This is a genomic window from Streptomyces sp. NPDC059534, assembly GCF_042743475.1.
Lineage (GTDB): Bacteria > Actinomycetota > Actinomycetes > Streptomycetales > Streptomycetaceae > Streptomyces.
In genome coordinates this window covers 49536-76273 of the sequence record NZ_JBHWAQ010000012.1, presented here as the reverse complement: position 1 = coordinate 76273, position 26738 = coordinate 49536, and the positions used below count along the sequence as shown (strand labels likewise).

Below are 26738 nucleotides of genomic sequence, written 5' to 3'. Positions count from 1 at the left end.
GGGCCCCCCGGATCACCGGCCGGCGGGCCCCCGCCGCCCGGGTCAGGGCCGACCGGTCCACGGCGCCCGGGTCACCGGTTCGGCCGCCGCCCCGAGGCCGGCAGGAACACTCCGGCGGCCACCGTGACCACCACCGTCCCGGCGATCAGCCCCGCCTGCGCGGGCGCCAGACCGGGCAGTCCGCCGGTGAGGGCCCAGGCGAAGGCGGTGAGCGGCAGGGCGGCCACCACTGCCCCGATGAGCAGCCCGGTGGCGGTCAGGAAGCCCGCCTCCAGGCCGAGCATCCGGCGCAGCTGACCGGCCGAGGCGCCCACCTGGGCCAGCAGAGCCAGCTCGCCGCGCCGTCCGGCGCCGATGAGGGAGAGGGTGCTGAGGACGGAGAGGACGGTGAGCCCGCCGATGGCGCCGACGACGGCGACCGAGACGATCCCGTTCAACTCGGCCCCGGGGAGCGCCACCTGTTCGGGGAGGACGGGGGCCCGACCGTCGGGGGCCCGACCGTCGAGAGTCTGACCGGCGGGCGTCTGACCGGCGGGGGACGGGCCTCTCGCGGCCAGTACGCGCACGGGGTACGGATCGCTCATGTGCGGGGCCAGTTCGGCCTTCGGCAGCAGGAACTCGCCGAGGGCGAGGGAGCGTTCGTAGACGGCCACCACCCGCAGCCGCTTCGGGGTCCCGTCGCCGAGCCGCAGCTCGACGGTCGAACCGGGCCCGGCGTCCAGGGAGTCGGCCATGTCCGCGCCGACCGCGACCGTGCCGGGACGGGCGAGGCCGGACAGGTCGCCCGAGAGCACACCCGGGTCGAGCGTGCCCGCCAGGCCGGCGGCGTCCACACCGAGGACGGGGAGCCGGTCGAGGCGCGGCGTGCCGGCCTGCGTCCGGGCGACGACGACCGTCGAACGCAGCACGTCCGTGGCCGACTTCACCCCCGGCAGCCGCCGTACCCGCTCCGCCGTCGTGCCGGAGAACGCGAGGTCGGCGGTGGTGGCGGTCCGGGCCTGCGCCGCCGCGGCGCGTTCCATGGTCGTGCCCGCCGAGAGCTGCACCAGCGCGAAGGCGGTGACGAGGACGACCGGGACGAGAGCGGCGCCGAGGCGGCGCGAGTGCGCGGTCGCACCGGCGGCCGTGAGCCGTCCGGGCGCGCCGCCGAACCAGCGCAGCGGTCGGTCGAGGACCGTCATCGCGGCCCGCGCGATCCACGGGCCGAGCAGCGCGCACCCGGCGACCAGCGTCACCGTGGCCGCTCCGGCGGCGGCACCGGCCGCTTCGCCGCCCTGGGTCGTGGCGGTGCCGGCCGCGGCCGTGCCGGCCACGAGCAGCGCGATCCCGGAGACCCGCCGGACGACACCCTTCCCCGGGCGTCCGGACCGCCGGGTCGCCCCGAGGGCCACGAGCCGGGCGAGGCCCACGACGACGGCGGCGATCACGAGCGTGCCGGCGAACAGCCAGGGAGGCGAGGGAAGTTCGAGGCCGTCGGGGACGACTCCGGTACGCCCCTTCAGCGCCGACCACAGCCCCAGGAACGCCGGTACGGCCGTGAGCGCGCCGAGCAGCGCCGCCGCACCCGCGACCCGGCTCACCTCCCGGCCCGCCGCGGCCCGCACCTGACGGGGCGTCGCACCGGCCGAGAGCAGCAGTTCCCGCTCGGCCGCGCGCTGGTGGAGCGCCTGGGCGACCAGTGAGGCGAGCACCAGGACGGCGACGAGGACGACGGTCCCCGAGACGGCGGCGAGCAGCTGGAGGAGGTCGGCGCGCGCGGGCCGCGCGGCGAGGTGTTCGGCATCGCCCCGGCCGTCGCCGGTGAACGCCCGGAGCGACTGCCCCGCGGCGGTGTCCTTCAGGCCCGCGGTGTCCAGCGCCGCCCGCACGCGCGCGTGGAGGGTGTCCGCGGGCACGCCGGGCTCGGCGAGGACTCCGACGGCGTCCACGGCCCCGGGATGCCCGGCGAGCTTCCGCGCCTCCCCCTCGGTGAAGTACAGCGCGGCCGGCCCTTCGGCCACGCCGACGACCGTCCGCCCGGCGACGGTGTCCCCGACCCGGACGCGGCTCCCGGCAGCGGCCCCGACGCCGGCGACCACCTCTCCGGCCCGGCGCGGCTCCCGCCCGTCGACCAGCCGGTACGGGGCGAGCGCGGCGGCCTCCCAGGACCGCCCGGTGCGGGTCCGCGCACCGGCGCCCGGCTCCCCTCCGGAGGCATCGGCGACGGCGCCCGCCTGCGCCCCGGAAACGACGCCTCCCTGCTCCCGGACGACGAACGTGTCGTCCGGTACGGCGGCCCGGACGCCCGGGACCTCGCGGATGACGTCGACGGCCGCGCGCGGGACGCGCACCCGCTCGGTGAGGGCCGCGGTCTGGGTGGTGGGCTCGCCGCCCCACGGGGTGGCCGTCCAGCGGATCTCCTGGTCGCCGGCGACGACGACGGGCGCGGCCGCGTACCGCTCCACGCGCGCGTGGCCCAGCCCGGCCGAGCCGAGGGCGAGGGCGAGGGTGCCGAGCAGCGCGGAGGTGACGGCGACGGCCGCGAACACGGCCGCCCATGCCGTGCGGTGCGCCCGCAGCGACCGTGCGGCGAGCAGCGCCACGGCCGGGTCGCCGAGCCGGCTCATCGCGTCACCGCCAGGGGGCGCCGGGCCTCGGCGCGGGCGCCCAGGGCCTCTCGGACGCCGGCCTCGTCCGGGCGGTCGAGGCGGCCGACGAGCCGGCCGCGCTCCAGGAACACGGCCTCGTCCGTCCAGGCGGCGGCCACCGGGTCGTGGGTGACGAGGACGACCGTGCGCCCCCGTTCGTCGACGGCGCGGCGCAGCAGGGCCAGGACCCCGGCGGCCGTGACCGGGTCGAGCGCGGCGGTCGGCTCGTCGGCGAAGACGACCTCGGGCTCGTTGACGAGGGCCCGGGCGATCGCCACCCGCTGGCGCTGGCCGCCGGAGAGGTGCTCGGGGGTGTCCTCGGCCCGGTCGGCCAGCCCCACGGCGGCGAGGCCGTCCAGGGCGCGGGCGTCGAGCGCGCGGCCGCCGCGGGCCCCGGCGAGGAGCAGCGGCAGGGTGACGTTCTCGCGGACGTTCAGGGCGGAGACGAGGTTGAGCGACTGGAAGACGAAGCCGATCCGGTCCCGTCGGAGCCGGGTGAGCCCGGCCGTCTTCAGCGTGGCGAGGTCGGTGCCCCCGATCCGTACCGTCCCGGCCGTCGGCCGTTCGAGCCCGGCCGCGCAGCGCAGCAGCGTGGACTTGCCGGAGCCCGACCGGCCCATCACCGCCACGAACCGGCCGTGCGGCACGGTCAGGCTCACGCCGTCGAGCGCGGGGGCGCCGTCTCCGTACGTCCGGCTCACCCCGTCCAGGGCGAGGGCGGGACCGCTCTCCGTCACTGCTGTCGTCATCATGCCGACAACGCTAGAAAAGCGCAGGTCACAACGGTATGGGGCTGGCTGCCCGGTGGAAGGTGGAGCTGGCTACACCTTCCACCGGGACACCTCAGCGGCGGCGGCCGTCGCTCTCGTCCTCGTGGGGGCCGAACAGCTCGTCCGCGAGGGTCGGCAGGTCGTCGAGCGGGGTCTCCTCGGCCCAGTCGGAGCGGCGGCGCGGCCGGCCGTGCTCGTCGAGCTGGGGCAGCTCGCGGGTGCGCTCGTTCGCCCCGTGCGGCTCGTTCTGGCCGCCGTGCCCGGCGGCCTCGTCGCGGAAGATGTCCTGCGGCACCCGGTCGGCGGGGTCGGACGCGCGGGCGCCGCGGGCGGGAGCGGTGTCCCGTACGGGCGGCAGGACGGCGGTCTCGTCGGCGGCCCGGTCCTCCCGGATCGTCGGCAGGACGGCCGTCGCGTCGGTCTCGGGCCGCACGATCGGGGTGGCCACGGTGATCTCCTCGGGCGAGACCTCCGGGACGTCCGGCTTCACGACCGGCGTCGCCACGGTGACCTCGTTCGCCGACACCTCGGCGGAACGGGCCACCCGCTCGGCGGCAACCTTCTCCGCGGCGGCCTTCGCCGCGGTCGCCTGCTCCGCCGCGGCACGCTCCTTCGCGGCGGCGGCCTTCTCCGCGGCCGCCTTCGCCTGGGCCGCCTTCGTGGCGGCGGCCCGCTGGGCGGCGGCCTGCTCCGCCGCGGCCCGTTCGGCCGCGGCCTTCTCGGCGGCGGCCTTGGCGGCGGCAGCGGCGGCGACCTGCTCGGCGGCGGCCCTCGCCGCGGCCTCCTCGGCCGTCTTCGCGGCGGCGGCGGCCTCGGCCATCCGGCGGGCCTCCTCGGCGCGGAGCAGGGCCTCCTCGGCCTTGCGCTGCTTCTCCAGGCGGCGTTCCTCGGCCTCGGCCCGCAGCCGGGCCTCCTCCTCGGCCTCCCGGCGGATCCGCTCCTGCTCCTCCTGGCGGGCCTTCTCCTCGGCCGCCAGGCGCTTGCGCTCCTCCTCGGCGGCGAGCTCCGCGGCGATCCGGGCCTCCTCGGCCTGCCGACGGGCCTCCTCGGCCTGACGCTCGGCCTCCAGGCGGCGCGCCTCTTCCTCCTCGCGGCGCTTGCGCTCCTCCTCCTCGGCGCGGAGCTTGGCGAGCTGGGCCTGCCGCTCGCGCTCCAGGCGCTCCTCCTCGGCCTTGCGGGCCGCCTCTTCCTCGGCCTGGCGCCGTGCCTCCTCCTCGGCCTTCCGGCGGGCCTCCTCCGCGGCCTTCACCTCGGCCTCGGAGAGCGGCAGCATCCGGTCGAGCCGGTGGCGGACGACGGTGGTGACGGCCTCCGGCTCCTGGCCGGCGTCGACGACGAGGTAGCGGCTCGGGTCGGCGGCCGCGAGGGCGAGGAAGCCGGCCCGTACGCGCGCGTGGAACTCCGGCGGCTCGGACTCCAGGCGGTCGGGCGCCTCGGTGAACCGTTCCCTCGCGGTCTCCGGGGAGACGTCGAGCACGACGGTCAGGTGCGGGACGAGCCCGCTGGTCGCCCACCGCGAGATACGGGCGATCTCGGTCGGGGACAGGTCGCGGCCCGCGCCCTGGTAGGCCACGGACGAGTCGATGTACCGGTCGGAGAGGACGATCGCGCCCCGCTCCAGGGCCGGCCGGACCAGGGAGTCGACGTGCTCGGCGCGGTCGGCCGCGTACAGCAGGGCCTCGGCGCGGTTGGAGAGCCCCGCCGACGACACGTCGAGGAGGATCGAGCGGAGCCGCTTGCCGATCGGGGTGGCACCGGGCTCACGGGTGACGACGACCTCGTGGCCCTTGGCGCGGATCCATTCGGCGAGCGCCTCGACCTGGGTCGACTTGCCGGCTCCGTCGCCGCCCTCCAGGGCGATGAAGAAGCCGGTCGGGGAGGGCGCCTGGGCCGGGTCGGAGCCGCGCAGCGCGTCGCGCAGGTCGCGGCGGAGCGGGACCCCGGCGCGGTCGTCGGTCTTCGCGAGGACGAGCGCGGCGACCGGCAGCAGGAGCGCGCCGACGAGGACGAGCGTGAAGGCCGCCCCGCCGTGCGCGAAGACGAAGTCGCCGGAGGCGAGCCGGTGCGGTCCGATCGCGGCGGCCAGCAGCGGGGCGGCGAGCGCGCCGATGCCCATGCCGACGCGGACGGTGGCCTGGAGGTGTTCGGTGGTGCGGGCCCGGCGGGGCTCCTCGGTCTCCTGGTCGACGAGGTGGTGGCCGGTGTTCGCGGCGACCCCGGCGGCGTACCCGGCGAGGGCGGCGAGGAACAGCACGGTCGCCGTGTCCGGCACCAGGCCCATCGCGATCAGGGCGACGCCGGTGACGGCGGTCACGAGGGCGAGCAGCCGGCGTCGGGACAGGACGGGCAGGACGGAGCCGGCGGTGCGGATGCCGACGGCGGTGGCGCCGCTGAGCGCCAGGACCAGGAGCGCGTAGGTGACGGGACCGCCACCCAGGTCGTACGCGTGGAGGACGGCGACGGATGCGGCTGCGGCGATCGCCCCGGCGACGGTGGCGCAGGTCAGCACGAGCAGCGGCAGGGCGCCGGTACGGCCCCGGTCGGCCGCGGCCTTCCCCTCCTCCGCGGCGGCCTTCGGGGCCGACGGCCGGCGCAGGCCCTCCAGGGGCGAGCGGGGCCGGGGCGTCTCGCCGCCGGGCAGCGCCATCGCGTACACGACGGTGACGGAGGCGGCGAAGAGCCCGGCGGCGACGTACGAGCCGAGGGCGGCCTGGTGCAGCGAGAACCAGTCGAGTCCGGCGCCGAGCAGGTTGCCGACGAGGGTCGCGACGAGCAGGACGGCGGCCGCGGCCGGTACGGCGAGGAAGGCGGTGCGCTGGGACAGCCGGCGCAGCGCACCGAGGTGGTCGGGCAGCGGCCGGACGGCGGTGCCCTCCAGCGGCGGGGCGGGCAGCAGCGCGGGCGCGGCACCCTCGCGGCCGATCGTCCAGAGCCGCTCGGCCGCGCCGGTGACGAAGACGGTGCCGAGGAGGTACCAGAGGGCGTTCTCGGGGGTCCAGTCGATCCACAGGGGCGCGATGACGAGCAGCGCGATCCGCACGCTGTCGGCGCCGATCATGGTCCAGCGCCGGTCGAGCGGGCCGCCGGGTCCGGTGAGCGCGGTCAGCGGTCCGAGGAGGACGGCCCCGAAGGTGACGGAGGCCAGCAGCCGTACGCCGACGACGGCGGCCACGGCGAACGCGGCGCCCCGGTAGCCGCCCCCGAGCGCGTCCGCGGCGACGGCCGCCTGCAGGCCGAGGAGGACCAGGACCAGGAGGGCGAGGACGTCACCGGTGCTGCCGAGCGCGTGCGCGCTCCACAGCCGGCGCAGCGGTTGATGGCGCAAGAGGGCGCTGACGGCGCGCTCCCGGGAATCCGCGACGAGTGCGGCGTCGGAATCGCCGAGGCGGTCTGGCTGCTCTGCTCGCGTCATCCGTCCACCCTATCCGGACGGCTTCGCTCACTGCTGCCTCCTCCCGAACACGAGGCCGAACGGACGGAGGGGCGGGAGCATCCGCTCCCGCCCCTCCGTCCGCGCCGCGGGACGACCCGCGTGCGCCGTGCCGCTACTCCGGCTTGGCCGCCGCCGTCTTCTTGGCGGCCGTCGTCTTCTTGGCCGTCGTGGTCTTCTTCGCGGCCGTCTTCTTGGCGGTGGTGGTCTTCTTCGCCGCCGTCTTCGTGGCCGTCTTCTTGGCCGGGGCCTTCTTGGCGGTCTTCTTCGCCGGGGCCTTGGCCCGCTTCTCGGCGAGCAGCTCGTAACCGCGCTCCGGCGTGATGTCCTCCACGCTGTCGCCGGTCCGCAGGGTGGCGTTGGTCTCGCCGTCCGTCACGTACGGGCCGAAGCGCCCGTCCTTGACGACCACGGGCTTCTCGCTGACGGGGTCGGTGCCCAGCTCCTTCAGCGGCGGCTTGGCCGCGGCCCGGCCCCGCTGCTTCGGCTGGGCGTAGATCGCGAGCGCCTCTTCGAGGGTGATCGTGAAGAGCTGCTCCTCGTCGGTGAGCGACCGCGAGTCCGTGCCCTTCTTCAGATACGGGCCGTAGCGGCCGTTCTGCGCGGTGATCTCGACGCCCTCGGCGTCCGCGCCGACGACCCGCGGCAGGGACATCAGCCGGAGCGCGTCCTCCAGGGTGACGGTGTCGAGGGCCATCGACTTGAAGAGGGAGGCGGTGCGCGGCTTCACCGCGTTCTTGCCGGTCTTCGGGGTGCCCTCGGGCAGGATCTCGGTGACGTACGGGCCGTAGCGGCCGTCCTTCGCGACGATCTGGTTGCCGCTGACCGGGTCGGCGCCCAGCTCGAAGTCGCCGCTGGGCTTGGCCAGCAGTTCCTCGGCGTGCTCGACGGTCAGCTCGTCGGGCGCGAGGTCTTCGGGGACGTCGGCGCGCTGGTGGCCCTCGGCGTCCTTCTCGCCGCGCTCGACGTACGGGCCGTAGCGGCCGACGCGCAGCACGATGCCGTTGCCGACGGGGAACGAGGAGATCTCGCGGGCGTCGATGGCGCCGAGGTCGGTGACGAGCTCCTTGAGGCCGCCGAGGTGGTCGCCGTCGCCGTTGCCGGCGTCCGCCGCACCGCCCGAGGCGCCCGCACCGGCTTCGCCCTCGCCGAAGTAGAAACGCTTCAGCCACGGCACGGACTTGGCCTCGCCGCGCGCGATGCGGTCGAGGTCGTCCTCCATCCGGGCGGTGAAGTCGTAGTCGACGAGCCGCCCGAAGTGCGTCTCCAGGAGGTTGACGACGGCGAAGCTCAGGAAGGACGGCACGAGGGCCGTGCCCTTCTTGAAGACGTAGCCGCGGTCGAGGATGGTGCCGATGATCGACGCGTACGTCGACGGGCGGCCGATCTCGCGCTCTTCGAGCTCCTTGACCAGCGAGGCTTCGGTGTAGCGGGCCGGCGGCTTGGTCGCGTGCCCGTCGACCGTGATCTCCTCGGCGGAGAGCGCGTCGCCCTCGGCGACCTGCGGCAGGCGCCGCTCGCGGTCGTCGAGCTCCGCGTTCGGGTCGTCGGCGCCTTCGACGTACGCCTTCATGAAGCCGTGGAAGGTGATCGTCTTGCCGGAGGCGCTGAACTCGGCGTCGCGGCCGTCGGCGGCCCGGCCGCCGATCTTCACGGTGACCGAGTTGCCGGTGGCGTCCTTCATCTGGGAGGCGACGGTCCGCTTCCAGATCAGCTCGTAGAGACGGAACTGGTCGCCGGTCAGGCCGGTCTCCGCCGGAGTGCGGAAACGATCACCCGAAGGACGGATCGCCTCGTGCGCCTCCTGCGCGTTCTTGACCTTGCCCGCGTAGACGCGCGGCTTCTCCGGCAGGTAGTCGGCGCCGTACAGCTGCGTGACCTGCGCCCGGGCCGCCGTGACGGCGGTGTCCGAGAGGATCGTGGAGTCCGTACGCATGTAGGTGATGAAGCCGTTCTCGTACAGCTTCTGCGCCACCTGCATGGTCGCCTTCGCACCGAAGCCCAGCTTGCGGCTCGCCTCCTGCTGGAGGGTGGTGGTCCGGAACGGCGCGTACGGCGAGCGGCGGTACGGCTTGGACTCGACGGAGCGCACGGCGAACGCGGTGTCGGCGAGGGCGGCGGCCAGGGCTCGCGCGTTCGCCTCGTCCAGGTGGAGCACGCTCTCGGACTTCAGCCGGCCGTCGGCGCCGAAGTCACGGCCCTGCGCGACGCGCTTGCCGTCGACCGACGCCAGGCGTGCGACCAGCGTGGACGGGTCGGACGCGTCGCCGGAGCGACCGGTGCCGAAGGTGCCGGTGAGGTCCCAGTACTCGGCGGACCGGAAGGCGATGCGCTCGCGCTCCCGCTCGACGACGAGCCGGGTGGCGACGGACTGCACGCGGCCGGCGGACAGCCGCGGCATGACCTTCTTCCACAGGACCGGCGAGACCTCGTAGCCGTACAGCCGGTCGAGGATACGGCGGGTCTCCTGGGCGTCGACCATGCGCTGGTTCAGCTCGCGCGGGTTGGCGACGGCCTCGCGGATCGCGTCCTTGGTGATCTCGTGGAAGACCATCCGGTGGACCGGGACCTTGGGCTTCAGGACTTCCTGGAGGTGCCACGCGATGGCCTCGCCCTCGCGGTCCTCATCGGTGGCGAGGAAGAGTTCGTCGGACTCGGCCAGGAGCTCCTTGAGCTTCCTGACCTGCGCCTTCTTGTCGGCGTTGACGACGTAGATGGGCTGGAAGTCGTGCTCGACATCGACCCCGAGGCGGCGCACCTCGCCGGTGTACTTCTCCGGCACCTCGGCGGCACCGCTGGGAAGGTCGCGGATGTGCCCGACGCTCGCCTCGACGACGTAGCCAGGGCCGAGGTAGCCCTTGATCGTCTTCGCCTTGGCGGGCGACTCGACGATGACGAGTCGGCGGCCGCCGGGTGCGGTCTCGCTGGTCGGGGACAACTTCGCTCTTCTCTCCGGGATCGACGCTCTGTGGCACGTACGGCACTGGCACGCACGGGAGCGGCACGGACGGTGACGCTCCCGTCGCTGCGGAGTGTGACGGTACAACCCGCCCCCGTGTCAAACGGCGAAAGCCCGCAACGGCCACTCGAACGGTAACCCGAGTTTTGGCATTCCTGCCGCCCGGACTCCCGGACGGGCGGGGCGGACGCTCGGGCCGGTGCCGTCACCGGAGGGAGCGCGAGCCGGATCCGGGAGGGGTCAGAGGCGCCCGAAGCACCAGAGGCCGAGGGCCAGGAACGCGGTGCCGGAGAGGCTGGTCAGCGCGACCGCGGTGCGCGGCGCGACCCCGTGGGCCACGGGCTCACGGTGCAGCGAGCGCACGGTGGTCCACAGCAGCAGCGCGCCTCCGAACAGCGTGAACGCCGCCCCCGCGAAGATCGCCGGCCCGCTCTCCATGCCCGTACCCCGTTCCGTCCACGTGCGGTGTTCGTCCCCCGGGCCGAGGCTGGCACCTCCGGGCGTCGTGGGCGCGAATTCCGGGTGAACGAAGCGGGGCGCCTCGGGCGGTGTCACGAAGATGGCCGGTAGTGACCCATTCCTCACCCCTCCTCTCTCCTCCGTCACATCGTGTCGAGCGTGGCCCGGCGCCGGCTGCCGCGCTCGAAGAGTCCGAGCAGGGCGACGGCGAGCAGGCCCCATCCGGCGCCCACCGCCAGCTCGGCCCCCAGCAGCGCCCCGTCCAGGCCGGTGCCCGCGGTCAGCCCGCGCGCCGCGTCCGCCGCGTGCGTGAGCGGCAGCAGCTCGCCGACGGTCCGCATCCATCCGGGCAGCGTCTCCCGGGGGACGGCGGCGCCCGTCAGGAGGAGCAGACCCGAACTCGCCACGTTCGACACGAGGAACACGTCACGGAAGCGGAGGCCGAGCGCGCCGAGCGCGAGCCCGAAGGCCGAGCAGGCGCCCGCCGCGACGAGCAGCACCAGACCGAGCCCGGGCAGCGCCCCGGCGGGCACGGGCAGCCCGAGCAGCAGCGAGGCCGCGGTGAGCACGAAGGCACTGACGAACAGGCCGTTGAGGACGTACGGCAGGGCGCGGCCGAGCCACAGCGGGACCCGGTGCCGGGGGGAGAGCAGGACGGCCCCGAGGGTGCCGTACCGGCGCTCGTTGGCGACGGCCATCGTGCCGCCGTACACGCAGGAGGCGGAAGCCGCGAGGACGGCGTTTCCGACGAGGTGGAAGCGGTCGTCGGCGACACCCAGTTCCCTGCCCAGGAAGACGAAGAAGAAAACCTGGAGGAGCGGCCCGACCAGCAGGGTTCCGATGAACATCGGCGGGGTGGTCCAGTTGAACAGGGCCCGGTAGGAGATCGCCCCGCCGACGACGACGAGCCGGGCGGTGCCGAGGAAACGGAACATGTCTCTCTGGCCTTTCGAGTGAGGTCGCTCAGGTGAGGGCGAGGGTGGCGGCGGCGCGCGCCCGGCGCTCCACACGGCCGAGGACGAGGACGGCGGCCAGCGCGTATCCGGCGCCGAGCGCCGCGGCCACGAGCATCGGCGCGACCACGTCCCCGCCGGAGGTCGCGGCGTGCACGGCCCGCGCGCCCCAGGTCGTGGGCAGCGCCCACGAGATCGGATGGGTCCAGGCGGGCAGCACCGTCACGGGCACGAGCAGCCCGGACAGTAGCCAGACGGGGGTGTCGAGCGGGTTGGCCAGCGCGTTGGCGTTGCGCAGCAGGACGAAGGTGGCGGCGAGCAGCAGCCCCGTCATGCCCAGCGCCAGGACGCAGACCGGGACGGCGACCAGGAACAGCAGCGGGTGCGCGAAGTCGAGCGGCACGTCGAAGAGGAGGACGCCCCACAGGACGGTCGCCCCCATCGCGTACGTGCCGATGACGGCGGTCGCCAGGGTGATCGGGAGCAGGACGAGCGCGAGCGGTGTCGGCGCCACGACCAGGGTCTCCAGGGTGCCGAGCCAGCGCTGGTTCTGCACCGCGCCGCCCGAGCCGAAGAGCACCGACCCCCAGATGCCCATGAGCCCGGCCCCGACGGAGGCGGTGAGCAGCCGGTCCGGGTCGCCGGCGGCGCGGAACAGGTAGACGGCCAGGGTCGCGTAGACGAGCGGCACGAGGACGGCGAAGGTGATCTCGATCGGGGAGCGCGACATGTACGAGACATGGGTGCGCACGCCGACGAGGATCAGCCGCGGCAGGCGCCTCATACGGACACCTCCTCGGCCACGGTCCCGGGCGTGCCCGCCGTCTCCTCCACGATCGCGATGTAGGCGTCCTCCAGGGACGGTTCGCGGCTGGTGACCCGCCCGATCCGGATGCCCTCCAGCGCCGCCAGGACGGGTCCGTGCAGGTCGGCGGCCCCCCGCCCGGTCTGTACGGTCACGGTCTGGAGCGCGCCCCGGTCCTCGGCCGACACGCCCCGCACCCCGGGCACCCGCCGCACCCGGTCGAGCCGCTCCTCGTCGACGCCGTACGCCTCGATCTCCAGCACGTCCCGTTCCCGCACGAGGGACTTGAGGCTGTCGGGGGTGCCGAGGGCCCGGATGCGGCCGCCCGCGATGACGGCGATCCGGTCGCAGAGCTCGTCGGCCTCGGCCATGTAGTGGGTGGTGAGCAGCACGGTGGTGCCGGCCGCGGCGAGGTCGGCGACGGTGCGCCGCAGGTCGCGGGCGGCGACCGGGTCGACGCCGATGGACGGCTCGTCGAGGAAGAGGACGTCGGGGCGGTGCAGCAGGCCGCGGGCGATGTGGAGGCGCTGTCGCATGCCGCGCGAGTACCCCTCGACCCGTTCCCTCTCCCGGCCCGAGAGGCCGACCAGGTCGAGGAGTTCGGCGATGCGCCGCTTCTGGTCGCGGGCCGGGACGCCGTACAGCTCGGCGAAGTAGCGGAGGTTGTCGAGCGCGGAGAGCCGGTCGTAGAGGCCCCGGTCGCCGCCGAAGACGTACCCGATCCTGCGGCGTACGGCGACGGGGTCGCGGGCCACGTCGTGGCCGAACACCCGGGCCGTGCCGGAGGTCGGCAGGAGCAGGGTGTTGAGCATCTTGATGGTGGTGGTCTTGCCGGCGCCGTTGGGCCCGAGCAGGCCGAACAGCTCCCCCGGCGCCACCTCGAAGGTGACCCCGCGCACGGCCTCGGTCTCGGTGCGCCGGGACTTCGGCCATCCGGTCCTGCTGGTGTAGGTGCGGCGCAGCGCGTCCGCCTCGATTGCGAGCATGCGGCGGACGGTAGGAGCCGTCGGCAGGTCGGGGCCATCGATTCGGGAGCCCCCGAATCGTCGGACCGCGGCCTCACGCCACCGCGCGCAGCACGTCCTGTCCGGTGAGCAGGGCGAGCAGCGAACGTCCGGTGTCGGTGAGTTGGTAGTACACCGAACGTCCCACGCGGTGCCGGGTGACCACGCCGGCCTCGGAGAGCACCGACAGGTGCTCGGAGACCGTGCTGGGCGCGAGGCCGAGCCGGTCGGCGAGGCCGGCCGTGGTCAGCGGGCCGCCCAGTTCGCGCAGGACGGCCGCGCGGCCCCGGCCGAGCATCAGCCCGAGCCGGTCCTCGGCGACGGGCTCGGGCGGTTCGCGCAGCGCGGCGGCGCCCCTGGCCTGGAAGCTGAGCGCGAAGACCTCGGGGTCGTCCGTCGAGTACAGCCGGCAGCCCTCGGCGAAGACCAGCGGGACGAGGACGAGGCGTCGTTCCCCCGGCGCGTACACGGCGTCGACGTGCTTGGTCAGTTCGAGTACGGGCGGCTGCCACCGTCCGCGGGTCTCCAGGCCGGCGAACAGCGCGTCGACGCCCTCGGTCGCGAACGTCCTGGCCCGGACGAGCACTTCGTCCTCGACGAGCCGCCGCATCGTCGGCCAGTACGGCTCGATCGCGCCCTCCCAGTAGGCCGCGTACGCGTCGGCGAGCGCCGCGCAGGCCGCCTCCGGGTCCGTCAGGTAGGGCCGCAGGAAGGGCGCGTCGGCCATCCCCGGGTAGCAGACGGCCACCTGTTCGCGTACGAACTCCGGGTCGGTGGCCCGCAGCGCGGCCAGTTCCTCGTGGACGTGGACCGTGCCGAACGGGCGGGGCAGCAGGAAGTCGGAGACGTCGTACCGCCCCTCGGCGAACAGGTCCCACAGCGGGCGGAGCCGGTCGTCCTCGCGCCACACCTCGCGCGCCTGCCCCACCCACTCCTGGTACGGCCAGGAGGGGTGGCGCGACGGCAGCGCGAGGTGCATCGCGCAGAACGCGTCACGCAGGGGGCTGATGGCGATCCTGGTCGCCCCCAGCGACGCCTCGTCCAGCTCGATCCGTATCAAGCGCCGTGCTCCCCGGCGCTCTCCGCTCCGGCCGGGAGCAGGAAGCCCTCCTCCACGAGCAGCCGGATCGCCTGCGGCGTGCGGTCCCGCAGGACGACCGGGTCCTCGCCCATCAGCTGTCCGATCGCGTCGAGGATGCGGCCGGCGCTGAGCGTGCCGTCGCAGACGCCGGCGAACCCGGCCCCGACGTGGTCGACCTTGGTGGCGCGGCGCATCCCGCGGTTCTGTCGGAGCACGACGTGCTCGGGGTCCTCGGCGCCGGGCAGACCGACCTGCTCCTGCATCACCTCGGGCGCGAGCGTGAACCGGTCGGCGAGGAGGGCGGCGTCGTCACGGGTGCGCAGGTAGTCCTGGCGCTCGAAGTGGGCGCGGACGGTGGGCCCGAGGGGCTGCTCGACCGGGTGCGGCCACTCCTCGATCAGGATCGACGGCTCGACCGCGCCGGACGCCACGGCGTCGTTCCGCCGGATCGTGATCCAGCCGAAGCCGACCGCGCGCGTCTTGCGGGCCTCGAACTCGTCGAGCCAGCGCCCGTACGCCACCCGGTACGCGTCCGGGTCCCCGCGGTGGTCGCCGCTGTCCCGCAGCCACAGCTCGGTGTACTGGGCGATGTCCTGGACCTCGCGCTGGACGATCCAGGCGTCGCAGCCGCGCGGCACCCAGGAGCGCAGCCGCTCCTGCCACTCCTCGCCCTCCACGTGCTGCCAGTTGGCGAGGAACTGGGCGTACCCGCCGTCGTTGAGCCGCTCGCCCGCCTCCTGCACGAGCGTGCGGCACAGGTCGTCGCCGCCCATCCCGCCGTCCCGGTAGGTGAGCCGGGCGCCGGGGGAGATGACGAAGGGCGGGTTGGAGACGATCAGGTCGTACGTGTCGCCGTCGACGGGCTCGAAGAGCGAACCGGTCAGCAGCTCGGCCCCGCGGGCCCCGGAGAGGGCGAGCGTGAGCCGGGTGAAGTCCAGTGCGCGCGGGTTGAGGTCGGTGGCGGTGACCAGGGTGGCGTGCTGGGCCGCGTGCAGCGCCTGGATGCCGGAGCCGGTGCCGAGGTCGAGCGCCGAGGAGACCGGCGTACGGATCGTGATGCCGGCGAGGGTGGTGGAGGCACCGCCTACGCCGAGGACCACTCCTTCGTCCTTCTTGCCGATGCCGCCGGCGCCGCCGACGGCGCAGCCCAGGTCCGAGACGATGAACCAGTCCTCACCGTCCGGGCCGCCGTACGGCCGGATGTCGACCGTGGCGAGCACGTCGTCGTCCTCACGGACCACCCAGCCGTCCTCGATGGCCTCGTCCAGCGGAAGCGCGGCGACGGCGCTGTCGTGTCCGACGGGCCGCTGGAGCAGGAAGAGGCGGACGAGGACCTCCAGCGGCGAGTCGCCGCGGGTGGCGCGCAGGGCGGGGACGGTCTCGCTGCGGGCGAGCGCCGAGTAGGCCGGGGCGCCGAGCAGGTCGAGCAGTCCGTCGGCGGTGAAGCCGGCGGCGAGCAGCGCCTCGCGCAGACGGGTGGCGTGCGCGGGCACCGGGAGGCGGGGAGGCAGGCTGGTCGTACTCACCGCTCCATTGTGACGGCCGCCGGCGACATCCGGGCGGCCGACCCGGCGGCGGGCGGCCGACCGCCGCCGCCACCGGGTCCGCCGGGTGCCGTTTCCTACTCCTCGGTCTTGCTCACCGCGGCCTTCTTGGTGGGCTTGGCGGAGGGCTTCTTGGCCGGGTCCGAGGAGCCGGAGTCCGTGCCGGAGGTGTCCGTACCGGAGGTGTCCGTGCCGGAGTCCGAGCCCTTGGCCGACGAGGTGGAGCCGGCCTTCGGGGAGGCGGAGCTCTTCGGCGGGACCGAGGCCGTGGGCTTCTGGCAGCCGGGCTGCTTGGCCATCGCCTGGCCGAGCTCGCCCTCCTCCAGCTTGGACAGGGCGTTCTGGTCCATCTTCTCGATCTTGGTCAGGCCGTCGGCGACGCCCTGGAGGCCGTCCGCGAACTTCTGCTGGTTCGTCGGATCCAGCGCGTCGACCTGCTTCTTGAGCCCCTCGTACGCCACCGCGGTGGCGTTGAGCTCCTTGATCGCGTCCTGCTGGACCTTCTCGCCGTTCTCGACGGGCGGGGCGCCGGCGGCCTCGACGGCCTTGGCGAGCGCCCGGTCGGCGTCGGCGATGTCCTGGAACGCCTTCGAGTCGGCGGCCTGGATCTCGGCCGGCTTGCTGTCGGCCGCGGTCGAGATGATGATCTGGTGGGCGTCGGCCCGCTTCTGGATCTGAGGCTTGGCCTGGTCGCAGAAGGTCTTCGCCCAGTCACCCACCTTGTCGCCCTCGTCGTCGCTGCAACCGGACAGCGCGAGCACCAGTACCGCGCCGCCGGACAGTGCGGCCGCAAGCTTCTTGTTCAACGGATCGGTCCCTTCCAAGGCTCTCGGCCCCGGAACATACACGCCGAACGGGCTACTTCCACCTTTCGTGGTACTGATTCATCCCATATTGCAGTCTTTTGAACCATGCGATGGGGCGCGATACCGCCCCCGAAACACCCGGGAATGAGACGGACGACACGTCAGGAGACGGCCACCGAACGCTTCTTGGAGGCCCGGACCGCGGCGACGACCACGACGAGCGCGACCCCCGCGACCGCCGCCCGCAGTCCGGCGCTCGCGTCCTCCCCGTAGCCGAACCGCACGACGGCCGGGGCGATCAGCAGCGCCACCAGGTTCATCACCTTCAGGAGCGGGTTGATCGCCGGACCCGCCGTGTCCTTGAACGGGTCGCCGACCGTGTCCCCGATGACGGTCGCCTCGTGCGCCTCGCTGCCCTTGCCCCCGTGGTTGCCGTCCTCGACCAGCTTCTTCGCGTTGTCCCAGGCGCCACCGGAGTTGGCGAGGAACACCGCCATCAGTGCACCCGCGCCGATCGCCCCGGCGAGGTACGAGCCGAGCGGGCCGACCCCGAGCGCGAAGCCGACCGCGATCGGGGCCATCACCGCGAGCAGCCCGGGCGTGGTGAGCTCGCGCAGCGCGTCCTTGGTGCAGATGTCGACGACCCGCCCGTACTCCGGCTTCTCGGTGAAGTCCATGATCCCGGGGTGCTCGCGGAACTGCCGCCGCACCTCGTAGACCACCGATCCCGCCGAGCGGGAGACCGCGTTGATCGCGAGCCCCGAGAAGAGGAAGACCACCGCCGCGCCGAGGATCAGCCCGAAGAGGTTGTTGGGCTGCGAGATGTCCATCGAGAGGGTCAGCGCGTCCGCCTTCCCGCCGAGCCCCCCGACGTCGGCGACCGAGGTCGCGATGGCGTCCCGGTACGAGCCGAAGAGCGCCGAGGCCGCCAGGACGGCCGTGGCGATGGCGATGCCCTTGGTGATGGCCTTCGTCGTGTTGCCGACCGCGTCGAGATCGGTGAGGACCTGCGCACCCGCGCCCTCGACGTCCCCGGACATCTCCGCGATGCCTTGCGCGTTGTCGGCGACCGGGCCGAAGGTGTCCATGGCGACGATCACCCCGACGGTGGTGAGCAGGCCCGTCCCGGCGAGCGCGACCGCGAACAGCGCCAGCATGATCGAGGTACCGCCGAGCAGGAACGCCCCGTAGACGGTGAGCCCGATCAGCAGGGCCGTGTAGACGGCGGACTCCATGCCGAGGGCCACGCCCGCGAGGACCACCGTGGCGGGCCCGGTGAGCGAGGACTTGCCGATGTCCCGGACCGGCCGCCGGCTCGTCTCCGTGAAGTAGCCGGTGAGCTGCTGGATGAGCGCGGCGAGGACGATGCCGAGGGCGACCGCGACCAGCGCGAGGACCCGCGGATCGCCGCCGTGGTCGTGGATGCCCGGCTCGGTGACGCCGTCGAGCTCGGCGTACGAGGACGGCAGGTACGCGAAGGCGGCGACGGCCACCAGGGCGAGCGAGACCACCGCCGAGACGAGGAAGCCCCGGTTGATCGCGCTCATGCCACTGCGGTCGGCGCGCCGCGGCGAGACCGTGAAGATGCCGATCATCGCGGTGACCACACCGATCGCCAGGACGATCAGGGGGAACGCGAGACCGTGGTCGCCGAAGGCCGCCTCGCCGAGGATCAGCGCGGCGACCAGGGTCACGGCGTACGACTCGAAGAGGTCGGCCGCCATGCCCGCGCAGTCCCCGACGTTGTCGCCCACGTTGTCGGCGATGGTGGCGGCGTTGCGCGGATCGTCCTCCGGGATGCCCTTCTCGACCTTGCCGACCAGGTCGGCGCCGACATCGGCGGCCTTGGTGAAGATGCCGCCGCCCACCCGCATGAACATGGCGATGAGCGCGGCCCCCAGCCCGAAGCCCTCCAGGACCTTCGGCGCGTCGGCGGCGTAGACGAGGACGACGCACGCGGCCCCCAGCAGCCCGAGACCGACGGTGCACATGCCGACGACCCCGCCCGTGCGGAAGGCGATCCGCGTCGCCTTGTGCGCGATCTCGGTCAGGTCCTTCTCGGGCTCACCGGGCCCCGGAGTGGCCTCCCGGGCCGCGGCGGCGACCCGCACGTTCGCCCGTACGGCGAGCCGCATGCCGATGTACCCCGTGGTCGCCGAGAACAACGCCCCGACCAGGAAGAACAGGGAGCGGCCGGCCCGCTGTGACCAGTTGTCCGCGGGCAGCAGCATCAGCAGGAAGAACACGGCGGCCGCGAAGACGGCCACGGTCCGCAGCTGCCGCGCGAGATACGCGTTGGCCCCCTCCTGCACGGCGGCGGCGATCTCCCGCATCCGCTCCGTCCCCTGCCCGGCCGCCAGCACCTGCCGGACGAGGAGCCGCGCGACGACCAGCGCGGCGAGGGCGACGGCGGCCACGACGATCACGATCGTCCGGTTGCCGCTCGTGAGCACCGCTGCGGCGAGGGGTGTGGGGTACATGGGGACGGATCATAGGGAGACCAACCGCCTCATTCCGGGACCCCGCGAACCCCCGCGCGGATGCACCAATCCGGCGCCGCCGGGCCTGGGGAAACGGGAAGAGGCCCTGCAGCCGCAGGGCCTCTTCCCGTTCACGTGTACGACAGGACGGTGCGTCCGCCGGTCAGGACAGGACGTCCGCCGAGTTCACCGGCCACGCCATCCGGATGGTGCCGCCGGCCTCGCCGGCGCTCACCTCGACGTCGTCGACGAGCCCGCGGATCACCGCGAGGCCCATCTCGTCCTCACCGTCGGCGTCGTCGAAGTCCTCGGCCGGAGCCGCGGCCCGCGCGCCGGGGACACCGGCGGCGTCGGCCGCCGCCACCCCCGCGCCCGGCACCTCGTCGCCGACCTCGATGGAGAAGGTCTTCTCCTCCTCGGTCAGCACGACCCGGATGGGGGTCGTGACGCCGTTGCTGCGATGCAGCCCGACCGCACGGGAACATGCCTCACCGACGGCGAGACGCACCTCGTCGAGGACCGCCTCGTCCACCCCCGCCCGGCGCGCCACCGCGGCCGCCACCAGGCGGGCCGTACGGACGTGCTCGGGCTGAGCGCTGAATCGGAGTTCAACGGTGGCCATGCGAACCCCCTGGGCTCAGTCGACGGCGTTGACGGCCTCGTCGACCGAGGTGTGGATCGGGAACACCTTGGTGAGGCCCGTGATCCGGAAAATCTTGAGAATGCGCTCCTGGTTGCAGACGAGACGCAGCGAGCCCTCGTGCGCGCGAACGCGCTTCAGGCCGCCGACGAGCACGCCGAGGCCGGTGGAGTCGAGGAAATCCACGCCCTCCATGTCGACGACCAGGTGGTAGCTGCCGTCGTTCACCAACTCGACCAACTGCTCGCGCAGCTTGGGCGCGGTATACACATCAATCTCGCCACCGACCTCGACGACCGTACGGTCGCCACCAGCGCCGGACACATTGCGAGTCGACAGGGACAGGTCCACGGATCCTCCAGCACCTTGCTATCGGGCGATCGCCCCCTCGGGCCTCCCGGGCGGAGCCAGGGAACTGATCGCCAGCCGCGATGGCATTCAATCACTTACCAGCAGCCATGCACGACGCCTTGGAAGCATTGTCCGTCATGGCAGTGACACACTCGGTGCCGATGGCCAAGAATCAGCGCCCCAGTCGACCGCCCGGGGACACGGGCAGTCGCCCCTCCCCCGGCGTGGTCCTCGACCGGCTCGCCGCGGGCGAGAGCCGGTCTTCGCGCATCACCCATACGGAGCACATGCCCGCCCGGGAGGGCCGTCATGCCGTCTGGCCGCACCGCATCCGTCCCGAGGTGATCGCGGCGATCACGGAGGCCGGGATCGAGCACCCCTGGGCACATCAGGCGGAGGCCGCCGAGCACGCCCTGGACGGCGAATCCGTGGTGATCGCCACGGGAACCGCCTCGGGCAAGTCGCTCGCCTACCTCGCCCCGGTCCTCACGACCCTCCTGGACGGCTCCGAGGCCGCCAACGGACGCGGGGCCACCGCCCTCTACCTCTCGCCCACCAAGGCCCTCGCCGCCGACCAGCGGCGCGCCGTGCGGGAACTGGCCGCCCCGCTCGGCAACCGGATCCGCCCCGCCGTCTACGACGGCGACACGCCGGTCGAGGAACGCGAATGGGTCCGCCAGTACGCGAACTACGTGCTGACCAACCCCGACATGCTGCACCGGGGCATACTCCCCTCCCACCCCAGGTGGTCCTCCTTCCTGCGCGCCCTGCGCTACGTCGTGATCGACGAGTGCCACACCTACCGGGGCGTCTTCGGCTCCCACGTCGCCCAGGTGGTGCGACGCCTGCGCCGGATCTGCGCCCGGTACGGCTCCGAACCGGTCTTCCTGCTCGCCTCCGCGACCTCCGCCGAGCCCGCGCGCGCCGCGGCCCGCCTCACCGGCCTGCCGGTCACCGAGGTCTCCGACGACGCCTCCCCGCGCGGCGAGCTGGTCTTCGCCCTGTGGGAGCCGCCGCTGACGGAGCTCCACGGCGAGCGCGGCGCGCCGGTGCGGCGCACCGCCACCGCCGAGACCGCGGACCTGCTCACCGACCTGACCCGCCAGGGCGTCCGCTCGGTCGCCTTCGTCCGCTCCCGGCGCGGCGCCGAGCTGATCTCGGTCATCGCCCAGGAGCGGCTGGCCGAGACCGACCGCGCGCTGGCCCGCCGCGTCGCCGCCTACCGGGGCGGCTACCTGCCCGAGGAGCGGCGCGCCCTGGAGCAGGCCCTGCACTCCGGCGAGCTCCTCGGCCTGGCCGCCACGACCGCCCTGGAGCTGGGCGTCGACGTCTCCGGCCTGGACGCCGTCGTGATCGCCGGGTACCCGGGCACCAGGGCCTCCCTGTGGCAGCAGGCCGGCCGCGCCGGCCGCTCCGGCGAGGGCGCCCTCGCCGTCCTGGTCGCCCGCGACGACCCGCTGGACACGTTCCTGGTCCACCACCCGGAGGCGATCTTCGAACAGCCGGTCGAGTCGACCGTCCTGGACCCCGACAACCCCTACGTCCTCGCCCCCCATCTGTGCGCCGCCGCCGCCGAGCTCCCCCTGACCGAGCCCGACCTGGCGCTCTTCGGCCCGGCCGCCCCCGGCCTGCTGCCCCAGCTGGAGGGGGCCGGGCTGCTGCGCCGCCGCGCCACCGGCTGGTACTGGACCCGCCGTGAGCGCGCCGCCGACCTCACCGACATCCGAGGCGGCGGCGGGAGCCCCGTCCGGATCGTCGAGTCCGGCACCGGCCGGCTGCTCGGCACGGTCGACGAGGCCGCCTCCCACAGCGCCGTCCACGAGGGCGCCGTCCACCTCCACCAGGGCCGCACCTACCTGGTGCGGGAACTCGACCTCAAGGACTCCGTGGCCCTCGTCGAAGAGGCCGTCCCGCCCTACTCCACCACCGCCCGCGACACCACCTCCATCACCGTCCTGGACACCGAGACCGAGATCCCCTGGGGAGCCGGCCGCCTCTGCTACGGCTCCGTCGAGGTCACCAACCAGGTCGTCTCCTTCCTGCGCCGCCGCCTGATCACGGGCGAGGTCCTCGGCGAGACCAAGCTCGACCTGCCGCCGCGCACCCTGCGCACCCGGGCCGTGTGGTGGACGGTCACCGAGGACCAGCTCGACGCCGCCCGGATCACCCCGGAGATCCTCGGCGGCGCCCTGCACGCCGCCGAACACGCCTCCATCGGCATGCTGCCGCTCTTCGCCACCTGCGACCGCTGGGACATCGGCGGCGTCTCCGTGCCGCTCCACCCCGACACCCTGCTGCCCACCGTCTTCGTCTACGACGGCCATCCGGGCGGCGCGGGCTTCGCCGAGCGCGCCTTCCACACGGCCCGCGCCTGGCTGACCGCCACCCGCGAGGCCATCGCCTCCTGCGAGTGCGACGCGGGCTGCCCCTCCTGCATCCAGTCCCCCAAGTGCGGCAACGGCAACGACCCCCTCCACAAACGCGGCGCCGTCCGCCTCCTCACGGAACTCCTACGGTCCGCCCCGCAGGCGGAGGATCCGAAGGGACCGGAAGCCCCGGGAGCCCCGGAGGGCCCGCCCGCGACCTGATCTCCGGCCGGTAGGGGCCGCGCACGACCCGGGCGGTCACCTCCGCGACCTCGCCGCGCAGCGCGCACCCCACCAGCTCGGCACCCTGCGCGCCGGCCACCCGCGACGCGGCGGCACACGCCTCGCTCTCGCCCCACAGGGCCCGGTCCGCGGCGGCGAGCGCGGCCAGATCCGCCGCCCCACCGGCCCGGTGCCTGGCCGCCACCGCCTGCCCAAGCGCCAGCACCGCCCCGAACACCACACACAGCGCACAGGCCGCGAACGCCGCCCACACGGTCGCCGCACCCCGATCCCGCGCCCTCCCGCCGTACCGGCCCGGGGAGCCGCCCTGGCTCGGGAAGCCCCGGCCTCGGAAACCGTCCCGGCCCGGATCACCCCCGTCCTCGCGGCCACCCCGGTCGCGGTCACCCTGGTCTCGGCCACCCCGACCCCGCCCGGCGTCACGGCCTCCGTATGCCCCACGGCCTCCGCATGCGTCACGGCCTCCGCGGAGGTCGTGCCTCCGCTGACCGCCGGCCGTCACGGCGGACCTCCAGCGGCGGGGACCTCAGCCGACGGGATCCCGGTGACGGTGTCCTCGGCGAGGGCCGCCGCGCCCGCGCGCAGGGTGATTCCCATGCCCCGGGGCCCGGGGGCCGCGGCCTCGACCGTCACCCGCCAGAGGTCCCCGTCCCGCGCCACCGACACCCGTGCCCCCTCGGGCGCGGCGGCCCGGGCGGCCGCCGCGGCGGAGGCCGGGGGTTCCGAACGGGCCGCCGCCCGCGCCCCCGCCCGCGCCGCGTCCACGCACCGGATCTGTGCGGCGGCCGCGGCCAGCGCCCAGAGCAGGGTCACCGTGAACAGGGCGAGGACCGGCAGCACCATCGCTGCCTCCACGGTCACGAAACCCCGGTCAGAACGGCGCATCGAGAGCCTTCCCGATCACCGATTCCAGGGCTCCCGAGACCGTCTCGCTGGTCACGATCTTGTAGAGCACCGCGGCGAAGGCCGCCGCGGCGATCGTCCCCACCGCGTACTCGGACGTGGTCATCCCTTCGTCGCGCCGCGCCGCCACCCGCAACGCCCGCCACCATTCGCCCAGCCGCACCTTGATCGTCATGCCGACCTCCTCGTCCGTTCCCGCCTCGTCCTGCCGTGCCTTGCCATGCCGTGCCATGTCCCGCCCCGTCCTGTTGCGCTGTGCCGTGTCGCCGTATCCCGTCGTGTGCCGTCGCGCTCATCCGTCCAGCAGCCCCGTCGCGAGCCCGATCACCACCGGGGCGACGCCCACCGCGAGGAACGCGGGCAGGAAGCAGAGACCCACGGGAGCGCTGATCAGAACCTGCGCCCGGCGTGCCCCGGCCGCCGCCGTGCGGGCGCGGGCGGCGCGCAGGGCGGCCGCGTGCCGGGCGACGGCCTCCGCCGCGGGTGCTCCCGAGGAGCCGGCCCGTTCCATGCAGCGGGCCAGTCCTTCGGCGCCCGGTATCGCGCCGAACCTCCCCCACACCTCGGCCGGTTCGCCGCCCAGGCGGAGTTCGGCCGCCGTGCGGGCCAGCCGGTCGCCGAGCGGGCCGCCGAGCGACCTGCCCACCGCTTCCGCCGCCTCGGCGGGCCCGGCGCCTGAGGCGGCGCAGGCGGCCAGCAGATCGGCCGCGAGCGGAAGGTGACGGGCCGTCTCCTCGTCATCGGCCTGCGGGGCTGCTCGTCTGGCGAGCGCCTGCCGGGCTCCGAGCGCCACCAGGACCCCGGCGCACAGACCGGTGATCCCGCCGAACAGCACCCATCCGATGCCGACCCCCACGAGGGGCACCCCCCAGAGCCCCACCCACGACGGCATTCCGGTCCACCCCTTCCGGGGGTGCGGCGCCGACAGGTCGAGGAGGACCACGGCCCGCCGCTGCGTCCGGTGCGCCCGGAGCCGGCGCAGCGCCTCCATGGCGCCCTGCGCGCACAGGATCACCGCCAGGGCGGGAAGCCCGGCCGCCCGAAGGACGTCCAGTCCCTGCTGAACAGGGTTCGTCGTCACGCCCGCTCACCTCCTCGTACGATCCGCGCGGCCCACCAGAGCCCCGTCGCCTCCAGCGCCCCGCCGACGGCCAGGCAGCCCAGCCCTGCCTGGGTGTGCAGCAGGACCCGCAGCGGTTCGGCGCCCAGCGCCGCGCCGAGGGCGAGTCCGGCCGCCGGGAGGAGCGCGAGTACGGCCACCGTCGCCCAGGCGCCGGCCAGTTCGGCCCGCAGGCGGTCCCGCTGTTCGCGGTGGTCACGCAGAGCCGCCTCCAGCCGGTCGAGTCCGGAGGCGAGTCCCGCACCGCCGTCCACGGCCACCTGCCAGCAGGCCGCCATGCCGGCGAGCCCGTCGGCACCGTCCTGCCGGGCCGCCCGCCGCAGGGCCTCCGGCACGTCCCCGCCGAACCGGGCCGCCGCCAGCACGGGCGCCTCGGCGGTGCCCAGGGCGCCCGTCTCCCTCGCCGCGAAGGCCAGCGCCTGCGCCGGCTGCCAGCCGGCCCTCAGCTCGCCGACGACCGCCCCGCAGAGGGCCGTCACCCGCTCGGACCGTGCCTCGCGTTCCTTCCGGCGGCCCGCAGCCCGCAACCGCCGCCCGACCAGCGGCATCGCGAGCACTCCCGCCACCAGCGGCAGCGGCGACTCGCCCACCAGCGCGAGGGCCCCCGCCACCGGCAGACAGAGCCAGGCACGCCGCCCCCGCAGCGCGGCCCACCCCCTCTCGGCCACCAGCGGCCAGACCCAGCCGCCACCAGGCCCGTCGAGCCCGCCGCGCCCACCGGAGAGACCGAGGAGACCGGGAAGCCCAGGGGCACCGGAGACGCCCTGCCTCCCGCCCGCGAGCAGCGCCCGCGCCCGTCCCGCCCAGCGCCGCCTCTCGACCGCCCACCAGAGCGCCAGCACCGCGCAGAGCGCCGCCGTCCCCTGTGCCGCGCCCCGCGCGGACAGCAGTCCGTCCGTCACCGCACTCCCCCTCCGATCAGCGACCTCAGCCGCTCCCAGCCCCGCTCCCGCTCGAACCCGGACGCGCCCCACCGCAGCGCGGGGACCGTCCGCACGAGCCCGTCCCGGTCCCGCTCCAGCACATGGACCTCGGCGATCCGCCGGCGCCCGTCCCGGTCCCGTGCGACGTGCAGCACGACCGAGAGCCCGGCACCCAACTGGCTGTGCAGGGCCGACCGGTCGAGCCCGGCCGCCGTGCCCAGGGCCTCCAACCGGGCGGGCACGGCCGCGGCCGTGTTGGCGTGGAGGGTTCCGCAGCCTCCCTCGTGGCCCGTGTTGAGGGCCGCGAGCAGGTCCACCGCCTCCACTCCCCGGACCTCGCCGACCACCAGCCGGTCGGGGCGCATCCTCAGCGCCTGACGGACCAGGTCCCGCAGGGTGACGAGCCCGGCGTTAGGAACAGTTCCGGTGTCTCAGCGGCTGCTCTGTATCAGTCGGATGGGCTCCGCTGCCCGTCCGGTGCCCTCGCCTGAAGGGCGGGAGGTGTCTCAATGCGTCCCGGATTCTTTACGTTTTCTTGACTGCCTTATGTGGGTCATCGCTGGCCCGTAGGCACTGTCCGCGACCCTCCCGTGAGCGTTGGCCCTGTGTGCCATCCTGGCGCGACGAGCGAGAGCACCGCCGTGGTGCGGACGAGTAGGGGGCCTGATGAGCGATTGGCTCAACCGCACGATCCGAGACGGGCACCGGGCCAAGGGTGACCTGCACGAATACGTGTATGAGATCCCTGTTCGGGCTGACCCTGAGGAGACAGACCCTGCCGGAACGGTGCTGCTGCGCCTGACCTCCGAGCCGGTTCCGTTCTTCGGTCAGGCGCCGGATGAGGGAGGCCCGAAGCGGCCTGAGGTCGTCTGGAAGTACGTGCTGCGGACGCGTCTCAAGTCGGATCGCGGCGTCGTCGTAGCGGAGCCGTTCGAAGGCGGTCTGCCGTTCGTCGTGTCAGGAGTCGGTCCGTGGGATCCAGAACCCGACGGTGGTTTCCAGCCGGACGTGTTGGCTGCCCGTCTCCTGGCCTTCGTCTCGGACTGGCGTGGCCCAGAGGGGCCGCTCACTGATGATCAGCGTGAATGGTTCAGCTGGCTCGGCACGGAAGTCAACGCCATGCTGCCCCGCGAGGAGACGGCCGCGGCGGAGTGGATGAACGGGCGGCGAGTCTCCGGCTCGTAGAGGTCCGGAATGCGGGTGGCGCGCCCCCCCTGGGGGGGGGCCCCCCCCCATTTAAAGGCGAAACAGGTCACTAGCGGCCCGGGAGCCGG

General features: G+C 74.3%; 21 protein-coding genes and 1 pseudogene. 2 read left to right on the top strand and 20 right to left on the bottom strand.

From position 1 onward, the window contains the following. Positions 1 to 71: 71 nt before the first annotated feature. From ACFVZH_RS16740 to ACFVZH_RS16675, 14 genes are all read right to left on the bottom strand, one after another. Positions 72 to 2606, bottom strand: coding sequence for an ABC transporter permease (locus ACFVZH_RS16740; RefSeq protein ID WP_384897872.1), 2535 nt, complete (start codon positions 2604 to 2606; stop codon positions 72 to 74). Next, positions 2603 to 3379: an ABC transporter ATP-binding protein gene (locus ACFVZH_RS16735; protein WP_384897870.1), complete on the bottom strand. Its 777-nt coding sequence runs from the start codon at positions 3377 to 3379 to the stop codon at positions 2603 to 2605. Before ACFVZH_RS16735 ends, ACFVZH_RS16740 begins: the two co-directional genes overlap by 4 nt. 91 nt (positions 3380 to 3470) lie before the next feature. Beyond that, entirely contained in the window at positions 3471 to 6809 is a 3339-nt protein-coding gene (gene tmk / locus ACFVZH_RS16730; RefSeq protein ID WP_384897868.1) for a dTMP kinase, read from the bottom strand. A gap of 133 nt (positions 6810 to 6942) precedes the next feature. Further along, complete coding sequence (gene topA / locus ACFVZH_RS16725) at positions 6943 to 9765, bottom strand: type I DNA topoisomerase (RefSeq protein WP_384897866.1); 2823 nt, start codon at positions 9763 to 9765, stop codon at positions 6943 to 6945. A gap of 261 nt (positions 9766 to 10026) precedes the next feature. Beyond that, complete coding sequence (locus ACFVZH_RS16720) at positions 10027 to 10224, bottom strand: hypothetical protein (RefSeq protein WP_384897864.1); 198 nt, start codon at positions 10222 to 10224, stop codon at positions 10027 to 10029. Positions 10225 to 10388: 164 nt separating this feature from the next. Continuing rightward, positions 10389 to 11180: an ABC transporter permease gene (locus ACFVZH_RS16715; RefSeq protein WP_384897862.1), complete on the bottom strand. Its 792-nt coding sequence runs from the start codon at positions 11178 to 11180 to the stop codon at positions 10389 to 10391. Between the two features lie 28 nt (positions 11181 to 11208). Then, positions 11209 to 11982, bottom strand: a complete 774-nt coding sequence (locus ACFVZH_RS16710; protein WP_384897860.1) for an ABC transporter permease — start codon at positions 11980 to 11982, stop codon at positions 11209 to 11211. Further along, positions 11979 to 12989, bottom strand: a complete 1011-nt coding sequence (locus ACFVZH_RS16705; protein WP_384897858.1) for an ATP-binding cassette domain-containing protein — start codon at positions 12987 to 12989, stop codon at positions 11979 to 11981. The genes ACFVZH_RS16710 and ACFVZH_RS16705 overlap by 4 nt, the downstream gene beginning before the upstream one ends. Positions 12990 to 13062: 73 nt before the next feature. Beyond that, on the bottom strand, positions 13063 to 14067 hold the full coding sequence (locus tag ACFVZH_RS16700; RefSeq protein WP_384897856.1) for an ArsR/SmtB family transcription factor: 1005 nt from the start codon (positions 14065 to 14067) through the stop codon (positions 13063 to 13065). Next, positions 14064 to 15614: a methyltransferase gene (locus tag ACFVZH_RS16695; RefSeq protein ID WP_384897854.1), complete on the bottom strand. Its 1551-nt coding sequence runs from the start codon at positions 15612 to 15614 to the stop codon at positions 14064 to 14066. The genes ACFVZH_RS16700 and ACFVZH_RS16695 overlap by 4 nt, the downstream gene beginning before the upstream one ends. Before the next feature lie 95 nt (positions 15615 to 15709). Beyond that, complete coding sequence (locus ACFVZH_RS16690; RefSeq protein WP_384897852.1) at positions 15710 to 16438, bottom strand: small secreted protein; 729 nt, start codon at positions 16436 to 16438, stop codon at positions 15710 to 15712. Positions 16439 to 16599: 161 nt separating this feature from the next. Continuing rightward, positions 16600 to 18918 (bottom strand): sodium-translocating pyrophosphatase, encoded by a 2319-nt coding sequence (locus ACFVZH_RS16685; protein ID WP_384897851.1) that lies wholly within the window; start codon positions 18916 to 18918, stop codon positions 16600 to 16602. Positions 18919 to 19081: 163 nt separating this feature from the next. Continuing rightward, positions 19082 to 19540 carry an ATP-binding protein gene (locus ACFVZH_RS16680; protein WP_384897849.1) on the bottom strand — a complete coding sequence of 153 codons (459 nt, stop codon included), beginning with the start codon at positions 19538 to 19540 and terminating at the stop codon, positions 19082 to 19084. Between the two features lie 15 nt (positions 19541 to 19555). After that, positions 19556 to 19909: an STAS domain-containing protein gene (locus ACFVZH_RS16675; RefSeq protein ID WP_015034520.1), complete on the bottom strand. Its 354-nt coding sequence runs from the start codon at positions 19907 to 19909 to the stop codon at positions 19556 to 19558. Positions 19910 to 19989: 80 nt separating this feature from the next. Here ACFVZH_RS16675 and ACFVZH_RS16670 point away from each other — a divergent pair, with 80 nt between their 5' ends. Further along, positions 19990 to 22497 (top strand): DEAD/DEAH box helicase, encoded by a 2508-nt coding sequence (locus tag ACFVZH_RS16670; RefSeq protein ID WP_384897847.1) that lies wholly within the window; start codon positions 19990 to 19992, stop codon positions 22495 to 22497. Here ACFVZH_RS16670 and ACFVZH_RS16665 read toward each other — a convergent pair. The 6 genes and pseudogenes from ACFVZH_RS16665 to ACFVZH_RS16640 all read right to left on the bottom strand — a co-directional run. Further along, positions 22409 to 22771, bottom strand: a complete 363-nt coding sequence (locus ACFVZH_RS16665) for an Rv3654c family TadE-like protein (protein WP_384897845.1) — start codon at positions 22769 to 22771, stop codon at positions 22409 to 22411. The two genes, ACFVZH_RS16670 and ACFVZH_RS16665, sit on opposite strands and share 89 nt — an antisense overlap. 245 nt (positions 22772 to 23016) lie before the next feature. Continuing rightward, the gene (locus ACFVZH_RS16660) at positions 23017 to 23379 is read right to left on the bottom strand and encodes a TadE family type IV pilus minor pilin (protein ID WP_384897843.1); all 363 of its coding nucleotides are present in this window, start codon (positions 23377 to 23379) and stop codon (positions 23017 to 23019) included. Between the two features lie 10 nt (positions 23380 to 23389). After that, positions 23390 to 23596, bottom strand: a complete 207-nt coding sequence (locus ACFVZH_RS16655) for a DUF4244 domain-containing protein (RefSeq protein WP_384897841.1) — start codon at positions 23594 to 23596, stop codon at positions 23390 to 23392. 117 nt (positions 23597 to 23713) lie between these two features. Continuing rightward, positions 23714 to 24502 carry a type II secretion system F family protein gene (locus ACFVZH_RS16650; RefSeq protein WP_384897839.1) on the bottom strand — a complete coding sequence of 263 codons (789 nt, stop codon included), beginning with the start codon at positions 24500 to 24502 and terminating at the stop codon, positions 23714 to 23716. Then, the gene (locus ACFVZH_RS16645; RefSeq protein ID WP_384897837.1) at positions 24499 to 25443 is read right to left on the bottom strand and encodes a type II secretion system F family protein; all 945 of its coding nucleotides are present in this window, start codon (positions 25441 to 25443) and stop codon (positions 24499 to 24501) included. The genes ACFVZH_RS16650 and ACFVZH_RS16645 overlap by 4 nt, the downstream gene beginning before the upstream one ends. Continuing rightward, a pseudogene (locus ACFVZH_RS16640) lies at positions 25440 to 25874 on the bottom strand (ATPase, T2SS/T4P/T4SS family); the annotation flags it as partial. The gene ACFVZH_RS16645 and the pseudogene ACFVZH_RS16640, both read right to left, overlap by 4 nt. A gap of 256 nt (positions 25875 to 26130) precedes the next feature. Here ACFVZH_RS16640 and ACFVZH_RS16635 point away from each other — a divergent pair. Continuing rightward, a complete protein-coding gene (locus tag ACFVZH_RS16635) occupies positions 26131 to 26649 on the top strand; it encodes a hypothetical protein (RefSeq protein WP_384897835.1) in 519 nt (172 codons plus the stop codon). Positions 26650 to 26738 lie beyond the last annotated feature (89 nt).

Excerpts from the sequence above, each read along its gene's own strand:
- ACFVZH_RS16655 (WP_384897841.1), bottom strand. The coding sequence starts at position 23,596 with ATGACGATCAAGGTGCGGCTGGGCGAATGGTGGCGGGCGTTGCGGGTG.
- ACFVZH_RS16740 (WP_384897872.1), bottom strand. The coding sequence starts at position 2,606 with ATGAGCCGGCTCGGCGACCCGGCCGTGGCGCTGCTCGCCGCACGGTCG.
- ACFVZH_RS16670 (WP_384897847.1), top strand. The coding sequence starts at position 19,990 with ATGGCATTCAATCACTTACCAGCAGCCATGCACGACGCCTTGGAAGCA.
- ACFVZH_RS16710 (WP_384897860.1), bottom strand. The coding sequence starts at position 11,982 with ATGAGGCGCCTGCCGCGGCTGATCCTCGTCGGCGTGCGCACCCATGTC.
- ACFVZH_RS16705 (WP_384897858.1), bottom strand. The coding sequence starts at position 12,989 with ATGCTCGCAATCGAGGCGGACGCGCTGCGCCGCACCTACACCAGCAGG.
- ACFVZH_RS16735 (WP_384897870.1), bottom strand. The coding sequence starts at position 3,379 with ATGATGACGACAGCAGTGACGGAGAGCGGTCCCGCCCTCGCCCTGGAC.
- ACFVZH_RS16685 (WP_384897851.1), bottom strand. The coding sequence starts at position 18,918 with ATGTACCCCACACCCCTCGCCGCAGCGGTGCTCACGAGCGGCAACCGG.
- tmk (WP_384897868.1), bottom strand. The coding sequence starts at position 6,809 with ATGACGCGAGCAGAGCAGCCAGACCGCCTCGGCGATTCCGACGCCGCA.
- ACFVZH_RS16680 (WP_384897849.1), bottom strand. The coding sequence starts at position 19,540 with ATGGCCACCGTTGAACTCCGATTCAGCGCTCAGCCCGAGCACGTCCGT.
- ACFVZH_RS16720 (WP_384897864.1), bottom strand. The coding sequence starts at position 10,224 with ATGGAGAGCGGGCCGGCGATCTTCGCGGGGGCGGCGTTCACGCTGTTC.
- ACFVZH_RS16715 (WP_384897862.1), bottom strand. The coding sequence starts at position 11,180 with ATGTTCCGTTTCCTCGGCACCGCCCGGCTCGTCGTCGTCGGCGGGGCG.
- ACFVZH_RS16635 (WP_384897835.1), top strand. The coding sequence starts at position 26,131 with ATGAGCGATTGGCTCAACCGCACGATCCGAGACGGGCACCGGGCCAAG.